This is a genomic window from Streptomyces sp. NPDC046215 (genome assembly GCF_040646215.1).
In the GTDB taxonomy this organism is placed as follows: Bacteria; Actinomycetota; Actinomycetes; order Streptomycetales; family Streptomycetaceae; genus Streptomyces; species Streptomyces stramineus.
The window spans coordinates 25,263-40,436 of sequence record NZ_JBEYZW010000009.1; the positions used below are offsets into that span (position 1 = coordinate 25,263).

At 72.0% G+C, this 15,174-nt stretch carries 8 protein-coding genes and 1 pseudogene; 6 read left to right on the forward strand and 3 right to left on the reverse strand.

Annotated features, from left to right (window positions below; translation table 11 throughout):
• Window positions 1-12: 12 nt before the first annotated feature.
• Window positions 13-654, forward strand: a complete 642-nt coding sequence (locus tag ABZ951_RS06185; protein ID WP_344092914.1) for a superoxide dismutase — start codon at window positions 13-15, stop codon at window positions 652-654.
• Between the two features lie 166 nt (window positions 655-820).
• On the opposite strand, the gene ABZ951_RS06190 is transcribed toward ABZ951_RS06185, so the two are convergent.
• Together ABZ951_RS06190 and ABZ951_RS06195 are read right to left on the reverse strand one after the other, a co-directional pair.
• Window positions 821-1,444, reverse strand: coding sequence for a hypothetical protein (locus ABZ951_RS06190; RefSeq protein ID WP_344092912.1), 624 nt, complete (start codon window positions 1,442-1,444; stop codon window positions 821-823).
• A gap of 93 nt (window positions 1,445-1,537) precedes the next feature.
• Complete coding sequence (locus tag ABZ951_RS06195; RefSeq protein ID WP_344092910.1) at window positions 1,538-2,182, reverse strand: DsbA family protein; 645 nt, start codon at window positions 2,180-2,182, stop codon at window positions 1,538-1,540.
• 106 nt (window positions 2,183-2,288) lie between these two features.
• Here ABZ951_RS06195 and pepN (ABZ951_RS06200) point away from each other — a divergent pair, with 106 nt between their 5' ends.
• Window positions 2,289-4,883: an aminopeptidase N gene (pepN, locus tag ABZ951_RS06200; protein ID WP_344092908.1), complete on the forward strand. Its 2,595-nt coding sequence runs from the start codon at window positions 2,289-2,291 to the stop codon at window positions 4,881-4,883.
• Between the two features lie 122 nt (window positions 4,884-5,005).
• Window positions 5,006-6,061 carry a hypothetical protein gene (locus ABZ951_RS06205; protein WP_344092905.1) on the forward strand — a complete coding sequence of 352 codons (1,056 nt, stop codon included), beginning with the start codon at window positions 5,006-5,008 and terminating at the stop codon, window positions 6,059-6,061.
• Window positions 6,062-6,078: 17 nt separating this feature from the next.
• On the opposite strand, the gene ABZ951_RS06210 is transcribed toward ABZ951_RS06205, so the two are convergent.
• Window positions 6,079-7,824: a TIGR03767 family metallophosphoesterase gene (locus ABZ951_RS06210; protein WP_361279174.1), complete on the reverse strand. Its 1,746-nt coding sequence runs from the start codon at window positions 7,822-7,824 to the stop codon at window positions 6,079-6,081.
• 541 nt (window positions 7,825-8,365) lie between these two features.
• On the opposite strand from ABZ951_RS06210, the pseudogene ABZ951_RS06215 reads away from it, so the two are divergent.
• From ABZ951_RS06215 to pepN (ABZ951_RS06225), 3 genes and pseudogenes are all read left to right on the forward strand, one after another.
• Window positions 8,366-11,008 (forward strand): annotated as a pseudogene (locus ABZ951_RS06215) (S8 family serine peptidase); the annotation flags it as partial.
• Between the two features lie 407 nt (window positions 11,009-11,415).
• The gene (locus tag ABZ951_RS06220; RefSeq protein ID WP_344095312.1) at window positions 11,416-12,444 is read left to right on the forward strand and encodes an aspartate-semialdehyde dehydrogenase; all 1,029 of its coding nucleotides are present in this window, start codon (window positions 11,416-11,418) and stop codon (window positions 12,442-12,444) included.
• A 140-nt stretch (window positions 12,445-12,584) separates the two neighbouring features.
• Window positions 12,585-15,155 (forward strand): aminopeptidase N, encoded by a 2,571-nt coding sequence (pepN, locus tag ABZ951_RS06225; RefSeq protein ID WP_344095310.1) that lies wholly within the window; start codon window positions 12,585-12,587, stop codon window positions 15,153-15,155.
• Window positions 15,156-15,174 lie beyond the last annotated feature (19 nt).

The window sequence follows — 15,174 nt, forward strand, 5'->3', positions numbered from 1 at the left end:
GGAGGGCTCGGCATGGCCATCTACACACTTCCTGAACTCCCGTACGATTACGCGGCTCTGCAGCCGGTCATCGACGCGAAGATCATCGAACTGCACCACGACAAGCACCACGCGGCGTACGTCAAGGGCGCGAACGACACCCTGGAGCAGCTCGCCGAGGCCCGTGACAAGGACCAGTGGGGCGCGATCAACGGCCTGGAGAAGAACCTGGCCTTCCACCTCTCCGGGCACATCCTGCACAGCATCTACTGGCAGAACATGACCGGTGACGGCGGCGGCGAGCCCCTCGACAAGGACGGTGTGGGCGAGCTGGCCGACGCCATCGCCGAGTCCTTCGGCTCCTTCGAGAAGTTCAAGGCGCAGCTGACGAAGGCGTCCGCCACGACGCAGGGCTCGGGCTGGGGCGTTCTCGCCTACGAGCAGGTCAGCGGCCGTCTGATCGTCGAGCAGGTCTACGACCACCAGGGCAACGTCGGCCAGGGCTCGGTCCCGATCCTGGTCTTCGACGCCTGGGAGCACGCCTTCTACCTGCAGTACAAGAACCAGAAGGTCGACTTCATCGACGCCATGTGGCAGGTCGTCAACTGGCAGGACGTGGCCAAGCGCTACGCCGCCGCCAAGGAGCGCGGGAACACCCTCCTGCTCGTTCCGTAGGGCCCCGGGGCCGTCGGGCCCCCACGCACGTCCTGCTCGTGATCGTCTTCTCACCCTTCACGCGGCAGGCGACGGAAGGCCCCCGCGCGGTCGATTCGCGCGGGGGCCTTCCCCTGTCACCGTCCCATCTCATCAGACCCGGGCCGGCGCGCGTGCGCCGCCCCGCTCACGCGTGCCCGAATGCCTCGCCGGTCACCGTGAATTCCCGGGCGAGTCCCGTCTCGTGAAGGCGGGCGAACGCGGCGAACGGAATCCCGCATTCGGAATGGCCCCGGTTGAAGTCCCAGTTCTTGTGCACGGCAAAGCGATAGTCGGCCGCCGTGCCGCCGTGCGCGTCGACGCGCAGGGTGCCCGTCAGCCGGAATTCCAGTGCGCGCAGGGCGAGCCACCAGTCCGCGCTCCCGCGCCGGGTGATCAGCACGCCCCGCCAGCCGCTGTCCGCGGGGTAGGCCGAGGGGGTGCGGGGCCCGGCGGACCAGCGCTCCAGGGCCTCGGCGCGCCAGCGGTCCAGCTGTTCCTCCGCGGCGGCCCGTACCACCGGAAGGGCGAGCAGCTCCGCGGCGTCCACCCGGTAGGGCCCGCCGGTGCCGCGCAGGTAGTGCCGCAGGGTGCCCGCGGCGTGCCGGAGCCCGAGCGCGGACCACAGCGGGGGCAGGGCGCGGCAGACCGCGCGCAGCAGCAGGTCGTACGGGCGGACGGGCAGCTCCGCGAAGGGGGTGCGGCTGCCCGGCGCCGTGTCGTCCCGGCCGCCTGTGCGGCCGAGCGGCCGGGAGAGCTCGGTCTGACCCATACCGGGACATTAAGGGACCTCGCCCGGGCACGCCCGTCGGGGCGGGCGGCTGAGCGGCCGCCCGCCGGACCGCACGCCCCGCAGGGGGTTCCGTCAGTCGAAGACCGGGCCCTGCGTCCGGGTGCGCTTGATCTCGTAGAAGCCGGGGGTCGACGCCACCAGGAGCGTGCCGTCCCACAGCCGGGCCGCGGCCTCGCCCTTGGGGGCCGGGGTGACGACCGGGCCGAAGAAGGCGATCTGCTCGCCGTCGGCGCCCGGCACGGCGATGACCGGGGTGCCGACGTCCTGGCCGACCTTCTCGATGCCCTCCTGGTGGGAGGCGCGCAGCTCGGCGTCGAAGGCGTCGGAGTGGGCGGCGTCGGCCAGCTCGGCCGGGAGGCCGGCCTCCTCCAGGGCCGCGACGAGCGTCTCGTGCTCGGCCGGCAGGCCCTGGACGTGGATGCGGGTGCCGAGGGCGGTGTAGAGCGGGCCGAGGACGTCCGGGCCGTGCTTGCGGGCGGCGGCGATGCAGACCCGCACCGCGCCCCACGCGCTGCCGCCCTTGCGGAGCGCGGCGCGGTACTCCTCCGGTATCTCGTCGAGCTTGTCCTCGTTGAGGACGCCCAGGCTCATCACGTGCCAGCGGACCTCGACCGGCCGCACCTTCTCGACCTCCAGCATCCAGCGGGAGGTCATCCAGGCCCAGGGGCAGGCCGGGTCGAACCAGAAGTCGGCGACGGTCTTCTCAGGAGCGGTCACAGGAGTCTCCTCATACAAGCTGGTCAGTGAGCGCTTCAACAACCACACCCCGTGCCATGATTCCTGGTGTCGGCCGGAAGTCGAGACGAACCCAGGGAGCCCCGTCGTGCCCGGTGAGAACCTGACCCGTGAGGAGGCCCGCGAGCGGGCCCGGCTGCTGGCGGTGGACGCCTACGACGTGGCGCTCGACCTGCGCTCGGCCGTGGGGGCGGGCCCGTCGCCCCGGACGTTCCGCTCGGTGACCACGGTCAGGTTCCGCTGCGCCGAGCCGGGCGCGTCGAGCTTCGCGGACCTGGTGGCACCGTCGGTCACGTCGGTGACCCTCAACGGTGTGAGCCTGGACCCGGCGGCCGTCTTCGACGGCTCGCGGATCGCGCTCGAAGGGCTCGCCGCCGAGAACGTCCTGACCGTGGACGCCCAGTGCGCCTTCAGCCGGACCGGCGAGGGCCTGCACCGCTTCGTGGACCCGGAGGACGGCGAGGTCTACCTCTACACGCAGTACGAGCCGGCCGACGCCCGCCGCGTCTTCGCCGACTTCGAGCAGCCCGACCTCAAGGCGCCCTTCACCTTCGCGGTGACCGCGCCGGAGGGGTGGACGGTGCTGAGCAATGGCGAGCAGGAGGGCGAGCCGGCCCCGGCGGAGGGCGGCGGGGAGACCCGGCGCTTCGCGCCCACCCGGCCGATCTCCACCTACATCACGGCCGTCGTCGCGGGCCCGTACCACGTGGTGCGCGACCACTACAGCCGGACGTTCGACGACGGGACGGTGCTGGAGATCCCGCTGGGCGCGCTGTGCCGCAAGGGCCTGGCCCGGCACTTCGACGCCGACGAGATCTTCACCGTCACCAAGCAGGGCCTGGACTTCTTCCACGACCACTTCGACTACCCCTACCCCTTCGGCAAGTACGACCAGGCGTTCGTGCCGGAGTACAACCTGGGGGCGATGGAGAACCCGGGCTGCGTGACCTTCCGGGAGGAGTTCGTCTTCCGCGGCCGGGTGACGCAGTCGGCGTACGAGCGCCGGGCCAACGTCATCCTGCACGAGATGGCGCACATGTGGTTCGGCGACCTGGTGACGATGGAGTGGTGGGACGACCTGTGGCTCAAGGAGTCGTTCGCCGACTTCATGGGCTCCTTCTCGCAGGTCGAGGCCACCCGCTACGAGAACGCCTGGATCACCTTCGCCAACCAGCGCAAGTCCTGGGCCTACCGTGCCGATCAGCTGCCCTCCACCCACCCGGTCACGGCCGACATCCGGGACCTGGAGGACGCCAAGCTCAACTTCGACGGCATCACGTACGCCAAGGGCGCCTCGGTGCTCAAGCAGCTCGTCGCCTACGCGGGCCGGGACGCGTTCCTGGAGGGCGCCCGGCGCTACTTCAAGCGGCACGCCTACGGCAACACCCGCCTGGCGGACCTGCTGTCGGTGCTGGAGGAGACCTCCGGCCGGGACATGGCGGCCTGGTCGCGGTCCTGGCTGCAGACGGCCGGCGTCAACTCCCTGACCCCGCAGGCGACGTACGACGCGGCCGAGCGGATCACGGAGCTCGCGGTCCTCCAGGAGGCGGCCCCCTCCCACCCCGAGCTGCGCCCGCACCGGGTGGCCGTGGGCCTGTACCGCCGGGTCGACGCGGACGGCACGCTCGTGCGGTACGCCCGTGCGGAGGTGGACGTCGCCGGGCCGCGCACGGCCGTGCCGGAGCTCGCCGGAGCCGAGAAGCCGGATCTGATCCTCGTCAACGACGACGACCTCACGTACTGCAAGATCCGCTTCGACGAGGGCTCGCTGGCCACCCTGCGCAAGCACCTGGGCGACCTCACCGACCCCCTGGCACGAGCCCTGTGCTGGTCCGCCCTGTGGAACCTCACCCGCGACGCGCTGATGCCCGCCCGCGACTTCCTGGACCTGGTGGAGCGCTTCGCCGGCGCCGAGACCGAGGTCGGCGTGCTCCAGATGCTCCAGACGTGGGCACGCAGCGCCCTGGTGCACTACACGGCGGCCGACGGCCGGGGACCGGCCGGCCGGTCCCTCGCCGCCGCCGCCCTGCGGGAGCTGCGGCTGGCCGAGCCCGGCAGCGGCCACCAGCTGGCGTGGATGAGGTTCTTCGCCCAGCTGGCGAGCTCGGAGGCCGACCTCCAGCTGCTGCGCGGGCTGCTCGCCGGCACCGGGAAGATCGACGGGCTGGAGGTCGACCAGGAGCTGCGCTGGACGTTCCTGGGGACGCTCGCCGCGCGCGGCGCGGCCGACGAGGCGGCCGTGGCGGCCGAGCTGAGCCGGGACAACACCGCCTCCGGCAAGCGGCACCAGGTGCGCTGCCTGGCCTCCCGGCCGTCCGCCGACGTCAAGGCCGAGGCGTGGGAGGCGGTCGTCGAGTCCGACGACCTCTCCAACGCCCTCGCCGAGGCCACCATCGCGGGCTTCGACCAGCCGGGGCAGCGGGAGCTGCTGGCGCCCTTCGCGCGGCGGTACTTCGAGGTGATCGAGCGGGTCTGGCGGGAGCGGTCCATCGAGATCGGCATGGCCGTGGTGCGCGGCCTGTTCCCGATGCTCCAGGACGACCGGCGGACGCTGGGGATGGCCGACGCCTGGCTGGCGGAGCACGCGGACGCCGCCCCGGCGCTGCGCCGACTGGTCCTGGAGGCCCGGGACGACCTGGACCGGGCGCTGCGGGCCCAGCGCTGCGACGCCGCGGCCGGCTGACCCGGAGCCCCTGACCCTTTTCGGCAGTCGAACGCCCGTACTTTAAGCCGACGTTGTCCGGATTTGCCGACGGGCCTGTAACAGCGGTTAGGAGGGGCGCGGGGGGTGGGAATGGCCGGGGCATGAACCCCGACACCCCACTCTCGCCGCGCCCCCTGCACCACCTCTCCGACGTGCGTCACCGGGTCCTGACCTCGCGTCAGCTACGGGACCACGGCGTGCCGGGGGCGGCCGCGGCGGAGCGCTGCCGGCCCGGCGGTCCGTGGCAGCAGCTCCTCCCCGGCGTCTTCCTGCTCCGGACCGGGCCGGCCACCAGCGAGGAGCGCCTGCACGCCGCGCTGCTCTACACCGTGCCGCGCACCCAGGGCCCGCCCGCCCGGCCCGGGCCGGGCGCGACGACGGCGGCCGCCCGGGAGGCGGCGGCGGACCCGTACGGCGATGCCATGATCACCGGGGCCGCGGCGCTGGCCCTGTACCGCTTCACCTCCGTGCCCCCGCTGCTCTCCCTGGACCGCATCGACGTCCTCGTGCCGCGCACCCGGCGGCTGCGGGCGACCGGGTTCGTCCGGCTGGTGCGGGCGTCCGCGCCGCCACGGCCGCGGTCCCTGACGGGCGTGCCGGTGGCTCCGGTCCCCCGGGCGGTCGCCGATGCCGTCGCGCACCTGACGGACGCCGCCACGGTGCGCCGCCTGCTGACCGAGGCGGTGCGCGGCGGCCACTGCGAAGCGGCGGCGTTGGTAAGGGAGCTGACGCGGGCTCGGCTGCTGAGCCGGCCGTACGTGGTGGACGCCGTCGACACCCTGCTCGCCGAGGGCCGGGCCGTGTCGGAGGGCCGGCTCTACGACCTGGTGCGCGAGTACGGGCTGCCTGTCCCGCTGTGGAACGTGGACCTGCGGCTGCCCGGCGGGCGCCACCTGGGCAAGGTGGACGCCTACTGGCCCGAGCACAGCGTGGCGCTGGAGATCGACTCGCGGCCCGCCCGGCAGGAGACGGACGCGTTGTGGTCGGAGCAGTTCCACAAGCGGGAGCACCTGGAGCGGATCGGGGTGACCGTCGTGCACGTCACGCCGAAGAAGCTGCGGGAGACGCCCGAGCAGCAGGCCGCGGTGGTCCGCACCGCCCTGATGGCGTCGGACGACCGCGACCCCGCCGCGTATCTCGTGGTGCTGCCCCGGTGAGAGCCGGGGCGGGGGCCTCAGCGGGCGGAGCGGAGCACCAGCTCGGTGTTGCGGTCCGCGGGCGCGCCGCTCAGGGAGGTGTCCGAGCCGGGGGCGTTGAAGGCCAGCTCGCGGTAGAGGGAGGCCAGGCCGGTCTGGGAGAGGTCGCGGAAGTCGGTGCGGTAGGGCGCGGCGGACTCGATGAGGGTCGTGAAGAGGGAGACCGTCCCGTCGCGGTTGTCCGTGACCTCGATGACGCGGGCCAGCTGGGGGTAGTCCACGTGCGAGGCGGTGGCGATCTCCCAGAAGGTGCCCCGCGGCCGGATGCGGTTGCGGTGGCTGTGGCCGTTGATCCAGGCCAGCACGTTGGCGTGGCGCTGGAAGAGGGCGATCAGCTCGTTGCCGTCGTGCCGGTCCTCGCCGGGGCGCGCGGGGTCGGGGGTGAGGTTGTCCATGCTCCAGCTGGGGTGGTGGCTGAAGACGAGCACGTACTGGCCCTCGTAGCGCTTCAGGGTCCGCTCCAGCCAGCGCAGTTGGCCCGTGCCGATCGAGCCCTGGTAGTGGCCGCCGGGGTCGGTGGTGTCGAGGCTGATGCCGACGACCCGGTCGGAGATCTTGAAGGAGTAGTAGAGGTTGCCCGAGTCGAGGTTGTCGCGGGTGTAGCCGTGCCCGGCGGGGCCGCGGCCCTTGTAGCGCTGGTCGAGGTGGAGCGAGATGTACTGGCGGGCCGTCAGGGGCACGCGGCGCGGGTCGGGGGTGACGGTGCGCATGTCCTTCTTGTGGGCGCGCAGCAGGTCCCGGATGCGCTCGCCCTTGGGGTCGACGCCCTTGGCCTCGCCCTCCATGAGCCATTTGGCCTCGGCCGCGGAGATGAGCTGGAGCTTCTTGTCGCCGACGGAGACGTCCTGCAGGAAGGTGCCCGTGGCCGGGTAGCAGCCGCCGGAGAGCAGGTCGTGGTTGCCGAAGGTGGAGTACCAGGGGATGTTCAGGCCGGGGCTGCTGACCCGGCGGGTGGCCGCGGCCAGGTAGCCGTCGATGCGCGGGTAGCCGAGCTGCTTGTCGTTGTCCCGCAGGGCGGTGTCGGGGTGCCAGTAGAGCTTGAGGCCGCTGTTCTGCACGCCTTCGTAGTGGCGCGGGTCGCCGGTGTTGGGCTCCATCCGGCCGCCGCTGAGGGCCGTGAGGTACCACTCCGCCTCGATGCGGGCGTTTTCGTCGCCGTTGTCGCCGGTGGTGACGACGAAGCCCAGCGGCGAGCCGGTGGCCGGGCCGCGGCGGAGCTTGTTGACCCGCTCGACCAGCGAGACCACGCCCGGCAGGGTGAGCGCCTCGTGCGGCCGCCAGGCGCCGGGCTCGCCGGCGCGGAAGAACTCGTAGCGCAGCGGGTGCTGCACGTCGGTGAGGTGGAGGTCGGTGAACTGCACGAAGGAGGCCAGCGTGGTGCGCCGGTCCTCGCGGCCGGGGCGGGCCTCGCCCAGCTCCGTGCGCAGGAGGCGGGACCAGCCGGGGCCGTCGCCCAGGCGCCGGTAGCCGCCGCTGCCCCGGGGGGCGGCGACGGAGAGGAGGGTGGTGCCCTCGGCCGTGGGGGCCGCCGCGGCGGCCGCGGCGCGCGCGTGGTCGGCCGGTCCCGCCCGGCCCGCCGGGGCCGCGGGGCCGGCGGCGGTCGCGGAGCCGTCGGCGCCCAGGGCGAGGCCGATCCCGGTGGTGGCGGTCACGGCGCCGGCGGCGGCGAGGAAGGCACGGCGGTCGAGGCCGGCGGCACCTGATCTGTCGGATCTGCGATACATATGCGGTCTCCCCGAGTGCGAACGCGAAGGGCGTACTGGCGGCAGTCGTGCGGTGCTGTCAGCGCTGTTGTGGCCTGCTGGGGCCTACTGGGGTCCTGTCACTGAGGATGGTTGGCAGCGGGGGTGGCCTGGGCGTGAACGCGGCCGCAACGGCCGCCGCCGATCACCTCACATCGATCTTGGCGATTGCGAACGGACATACAGCACTCGTCCCCTGGCGGACTGACGCTCATTCAGCGTTCACCCTCGGGGGGAAGGACCGGCCGGTCGTGGGGCCAGCCCGCCGAGAAGGGTGTAGTCCGTTTGCTCTACACCCTCTGAGCTGCGGGAACGCCACTGACCGCTTCACGGCGTTAGGCACGCTTCCTCCCGGGTGGCGCGTGGCGGGTTTACGCCATCCATACGTTCCCTCACTGACAACTCTCCCCAAACCCCCGCCACTTCCATAAAAGTGATCGGTCATCCGGCTCCGATTTTCGGACGCCCGCAGGACAGCAGCCCCGTCACGTCAACCTCCACGTCACTACAGCTAGGGATGTTCATGACCCCCGAATCCCGGAACGCGCCCTCCGGCGGCGCGAGACGCGCGGCCCGAATAGCGATCGCGGCCGGTCTGGTGGCCGCGCTCACCGCGGCGGGCGGCGCGTCCGCCTTCGCCGACGGACCGGCCCCCGCGCCGGGCAACTCCGCGCCGCCCAAGCTCGGTTCGCAGGACGCGGCGCTGCTCGCCGACGCCAAGGCCGACGGCGACAAGACCGTCACGATGATGATCGCCACCGCGCCCGGGCAGACCGGTCAGGTCGCCGGGCAGCTCGACGCCATCAAGGGCGCCTCGGTCGGGCAGACCTACGACAAGCTCGGCTACGTCCGGGCGACCGTGCCCACCGCGAAGGCCGACGCCGCGATCGAGGAGGCGCAGAAGCTCCCCTCCGTGCACGGCATCGACCTCAAGGAGGAGATCAAGCTCCCCGACCCGACCCCGCGGGCCGACGCCGCCGAGGGGACGAAGCGCGGCAAGGCCGGCGCCTACCCGGCCCCCGACCGCCGCACCCCGGCGAAGAACCCCTACCAGCCGGCCTTCGAGACGGGCGCCGTCGACTTCGTCGAGGACCACCGCAAGGCCGACGGCCGCGGTGTGACCATCGGCATCCTCGACTCCGGGATCGACCTCGGCCACCCGGCGCTGCAGAAGACCACCACCGGCGAGCGCAAGATCGTCGACTGGGTCACCGCCACGGACCCGCTGACCGACCGGGACGGCACCTGGCTGCCGATGACGACCTCCGTCGGCGGCCCAAGCTTCTCCTTCAACGGCCGCACCTACACCGTTCCCGCGGGCACCTACGACGTCAGCCTCTTCCGGGAAAGCGCCACCACCGGCGGCGACATGAAGGGCGACCTCAACCGGGACGGCGACACCACCGACTCCTGGGCCGTCCTGTACGACAAGGCCAAGGGCACCGTCCGCGTCGACCTGGACGACAACGGCGACTTCGGCAACGACGAGGAGATGAAGCCGTACAAGGACGGCTTCCAGATCGGCTACTTCGGCAAGGACGACGCCGCCACCCCCATCGCCGAGCGCATCCCCTTCGTCGTGCAGATCCGCAAGGACGTGCCGATGGACCCCAAGGGCGGCGACTGGGTCGGCAAGAAGGCCGACTTCGTCAACATCGGGGTCATCGAGTCCGAGCACGGCACCCACGTCGCGGGCATCACCGCGGCCCACAGCCTCTTCGGCGGAAAGATGAACGGCGCCGCCCCCGGCGCGAAGCTGGTCTCCTCCCGGGCCTGCACCTGGAGCGGCGGCTGCACCAACGTCGCGCTCACCGAGGGCATGATCGATCTCGTGGTGAACCGCGGTGTCGACATCGTCAACATGTCGATCGGCGGCCTGCCGGCCCTCAACGACGGCAACAACGCCCGCGCCGAGCTCTACACCCGCCTCATCGACACCTACGGTGTGCAGCTGGTGATCTCCGCGGGCAACAGCGGCCCCGGCACCAACACCATCGGCGACCCCGGCCTGGCCGACAAGGTCATCAGCGTCGGCGCCTCGGTGTCGAAGGAGACCTGGGCCGCCAACTACGGCTCCGAGGTCACCACGAAGTACGCGATGCTGCCCTTCTCCTCCCGCGGCCCGCGCGAGGACGGCGGCTTCACCCCGACGATCACCGCCCCCGGCGCATCGGTGAACACCACACCCACCTGGGAGCCGGGCGCGCCCGTCGCCGAGGCCGGCTACGCGCTCCCGCCGGGCTACGGGATGCTCCAGGGCACCTCGATGGCCGCCCCGCAGGCCGCGGGCGCCTCGGCGCTGCTGATCTCCGCCGCCAAGCAGAAGCGGATGAAGCTCACCCCCGCCGACCTGCGGACGGCGCTGACCAGCACCGCGAAGCAGATCAAGGGCTTCCAGGCGCACGAGCAGGGCGCCGGCCTGATGAACATCGAGGACGCCTGGGAGCTGCTGCGCGAGGGCGCGACCGCCCACACGTACACGGTCAAGGCGCCCGTCTCCACGGCCCTGTCCTCCCGGCTGAAGACCCCGGGCTTCGGCACCGGCCTCTACGACCGCGAGGGCGGCCTGAAGCCGGGCGAGGAGCGGACCTACGACGTGAGCGTCACCCGCACCTCGGGGCCCGCCAAGGGCGTGTGGCACGAGCTGAAGCTGCGGAACAACGACGGCACCTTCAAGATCGTCGGCGAGGACGAGGTCAAGCTGCCGCTGAACCGGCCGGTGACCGTCAAGGTCAGGGCCAAGGCGAAGACGGCCGGCATCCACAGCGCGGTCCTCACCGTGGACGACGACCGCACCGAGGGCGTCGACCAGCAGATCCTCACGACCGTCGTCGCCGCCGAGCCGCTGGCCGCGGAGGGCTGGAAGAAGTCCGCCAAGGCCACCCGCAACGCCTCGACCTCGTACTTCGTGACCGTGCCCCAGGGCACCAAGTCGCTGGACGTGGCCCTCTCCGGCCTGGCCGAGGGCAGCCAGACGCGGTTCATCGCCATCAGCCCCTACGGCGTGCCGGCGGACCCGACCTCGACGGTCAACTGCTACCCGAACTACCCGAACCTGGCCAACACCTGCCGCCCTGACCAGCGGTCTTACGCCAATCCGGTGCCCGGTGTCTGGGAGATCGAGGTGGAGTCGCGGCGCACGTCACCGCTGCTGGAGAACCCGTACACGCTGACGGTGACGGGGAAGAGCGGCACGGTTGCCCCGTAATTCCGGGTGATCACCGCCGGCGGGGCGGGCCCACGGTATGGAGGCCCGCCCCGGAACAACGGGAGGCGGCGGGGCCGGAGGGGTGGGGGTCCGGGGCGCTGACGTGTATGTGCGGGCCCAAGGTGAGGGTGAGCTCGCGCTCGGGGGCACCGGGCCCGTAAATATACGGCCCCGGACCCCCACCCCGCAGGCCCCGTCGCCGCACCCCGCCGACCCACGCGCGGGGATCCGGCCCCCACTCCGTCCCGGCCCTCGGACAATGGATTGGACTTTTGGGGCGGGTAGCACCTCATGATGGAACTGTTTAGGCCAGGTGAGCTGTCCCTGGCAGTGACAGATGTGCTGTACATGATGAGGGAGTGCCCGTGAGGATCGGAATCGTCGGAGCCACCGGACAGGTCGGCGGAGTCATGCGCAGCATCCTCGCCGAGCGCAAATTTCCGGTCAGCGAGCTGCGCCTGTTCGCCTCCGCGCGGTCCGCCGGATCCACGCTCCCGTGGCAGGGCACGGAGATCACCGTCGAGGACGCGGCCACGGCCGACTACAGCGGCCTGGACATCGTGCTGTTCTCCGCCGGCGGGGCCACCTCCCGCGCGCTCGCCGAGAAGGTCGCCTCCCAGGGCGCCGTCGTGATCGACAACTCCTCGGCGTGGCGGATGGACCCCCAGGTCCCCCTCGTCGTCTCCGAGGTCAACCCGCACGCGGTCGCGGACCGCCCCAAGGGCATCATCGCCAACCCGAACTGCACCACCATGGCCGCCATGCCCGTGCTGCGCCCGCTGCACGACGAGGCGGAGCTGACCACCATGGTCGCCACCACCTACCAGGCCGTCTCCGGCTCCGGTGTGGCCGGTGTGGCCGAGCTGCACGGCCAGGCGAGCAAGGTCATCGGCGAGGCCGAGAAGCTGGCCCACGACGGCGAGGCCGTCCAGTTCCCCGAGCCCGCCGTCTACAAGCGCCCCATCGCCTTCAACGTGCTGCCGCTCGCGGGCAGCATCGTCGACGACGGCAGCTTCGAGACCGACGAGGAGCAGAAGCTCCGCAACGAGTCCCGCAAGATCCTGGGCATTCCCGGCCTGAAGGTCTCCGGCACCTGCGTCCGGGTCCCGGTCTTCTCCGGCCACTCCCTCCAGGTCAACGTCTCCTTCGCGCGGCCGCTGAGTGTCGAGCGCGCCTACGAGCTGCTGAAGGACGCCCCCGGCGTGGAGCTCTCCGAGATCCCCACGCCGCTCCAGGCTGCGGGCAAGGACGCCTCCTACGTGGGCCGCGTCCGCGTCGACGAGACCGTCGAGAACGGCCTCGCCCTCTTCGTCTCCAACGACAACCTCCGCAAGGGCGCGGCGCTCAACGCCGTCCAGATCGCGGAGCTCGTCGCGGCAGAGCCGGCCGGCTGAGGCCGGGCACCTCGCGCGGGCCGGAGGCCGGGCACCACGGTGCCCGGCCTCCGGCGTATCCGGGGGCGGGCGGGCCCCACCACCGGTGGGGTCTCCGTGGAAGGATGGGCGGAAAGTCACGATGTCAAGGAGATGCCCAGGTGCCTGGAACGAACCTGACCCGCGAAGAGGCGCAGCGGCGGGCGCAGCTGCTCACCGTCGACTCCTACGAGATCGACCTCGATCTGTCCGGCGCCCAGGAGGGCGGTACGTACCGCTCCGCGACGGTGGTGCGGTTCACGGCGGCCGAGGCGGGCGCGGAGTCGTTCATCGATCTGGTGGCCCCGGCCGTGCGCGAGGTCGTGCTGAACGGCGTCGCGCTCGACGCGGACGCGGTGTTCGCGGACAGCCGGATCGCGCTGCCGGGCCTGCTGGCCGGGGAGAACGAGCTGAAGGTCGTCGCGGACTGCGCGTACACCAACACCGGTGAGGGGCTGCACCGGTTCGTCGACCCGGTCGACGAGCAGGCGTACCTCTACACCCAGTTCGAGGTGCCGGACGCGCGCCGGGTGTTCGCGTCCTTCGAGCAGCCCGATCTGAAGGCGACCTTCCGGTTCACGGTGAAGGCGCCCGAGGGCTGGACCGTGATCTCCAATTCCCCGACGCCCGAGCGCCCCGCGGACAACATCTGGCGCTTCGAGCCGACACCGCGGATCTCCACGTACATCACCGCGCTGATCGCCGGCCCGTACCACAGCGTGCACAGCGTGTACGAGAAGGACGGGCGCAGCGTCCCGCTGGGCATCTACTGCCGTCCCTCGCTGGCGGAGTTCCTCGACGCGGACGCGATCTTCGAGGTGACGCGGCAGGGCTTCGAGTGGTTCGAGGAGAAGTTCGCCTACGACTACCCCTTCGCCAAGTACGACCAGCTGTTCGTGCCGGAGTTCAACGCGGGCGCGATGGAGAACGCGGGCGCGGTCACCATCCGCGACCAGTACGTGTTCCGCTCGAAGGTGACGGACGCGGCGTACGAGACCCGCGCCGAGACCATCCTGCACGAGCTGGCGCACATGTGGTTCGGCGACCTGGTCACCATGGAGTGGTGGAACGACCTGTGGCTGAACGAGTCGTTCGCCACGTACACCTCGATCGCCTGCCAGGCGGCGGCGCCCGGCTCGCGGTGGCCGCACTCGTGGACGACGTTCGCCAACTCCATGAAGACGTGGGCCTACCGGCAGGACCAGCTGCCCTCGACCCACCCGATCATGGCGGACATCCGCGACCTGGACGACGTGCTCGTCAACTTCGACGGGATCACGTACGCCAAGGGCGCGTCGGTGCTCAAGCAGCTCGTCGCGTACGTGGGCGAGGAGGAGTTCTTCCGTGGCGTGCAGGCGTATTTCAAGGCGCACGCGTTCGGCAACACCCGCCTGAGCGACCTGCTGGGCGCGCTGGAGGAGACCTCCGGGCGCGACCTGAAGACCTGGTCGAAGGCGTGGCTGGAGACGGCCGGCATCAACGTCCTGCGCCCGGAGATCGAGGTCGCCGAGGACGGCACGATCACGTCCTTCGCGGTCCGGCAGGAGGCCCCGGCGCTGCCCGCCGGCGCCCAGGGCGAGCCGACCCTGCGCCCGCACCGGATCGCGATCGGCGCCTACGACCTGGACGCGGCCGGGAAGCTGGTGCGCACCGACCGGTTCGAGCTGGACGTCGACGGCGAACTGACGCCGGTCGCGGCCCTGGTGGGCCGCAAGCGGCCCGCCGTCGTGCTGCTCAACGACGACGACCTGTCGTACGCGAAGGTGCGGCTGGACGAGGAGTCCCTGCGGGTCGTCACCGCGCACCTCGGTGACTTCACCGCCTCCCTCCCCCGCGCGCTGTGCTGGGCGTCCGCCTGGGACATGACGCGCGACGGGGAGCTGGCCACCCGCGACTACCTCGCCCTCGTCCTCTCCGGCATCACCAAGGAGTCGGACATCGGCGTCGTGCAGTCGCTGCAGCGGCAGACGAAGCTGGCCCTGGAGCTGTACGCGGACCCGGCCTGGCGCGAGACGGGCCTGGCACGCTGGACCGAGGCGTCCCTGGAGCAGCTGCGGGCGGCGGAGCCGGGCAGCGACCACCAGCTGGCCTGGGCGCGGACGTTCGCCGCGACGGCCCGCACCGGCGAGCAGCTGGACCTGCTGCAGGGGCTGCTGGACGGCACCGAGGCGATCGAGGGCCTGGCCGTCGACACCGACCTGCGCTGGTCGCTGCTGGAGCGCCTGGCCGCGACCGGCCGGGCCGACGAGAAGGCGATCGCGGCGGAGCTGGAGCGCGACCGGACCTCGGCGGGCGAGCGGCACGCCGCGTCGGCCCGTGCCGCGCGGCCGACGGCCGAGGCCAAGGCCGAGGCGTGGGCGTCGGTCGTGGAGTCCGACCAGCTGCCCAACGCGATGCAGGAGGCGGTCATCGGCGGCTTCGTGCAGGCCGACCAGCGGGAGCTGCTCGCCGCGTACAGCGGGAAGTACTTCGCGGTGGTCAAGGACCTGTGGGAGAGCCGCAGCCACGAGATCGCCCAGCAGATCGCGGTCGGCCTCTACCCGGCGCTGCTGGCCTCGAAGGAGACGCTGGACGCGACGGACGCGTGGCTCGCGTCGGCCGCTCCGAACGCGGCCCTGCGCCGGCTGGTGACGGAGTCCCGCGCGGGCGTGGAGCGGGCGCTGAAGGCCCAGGCGGCGGACGCCGCGGCCTGACGCCTCCCCGGGCACGAGG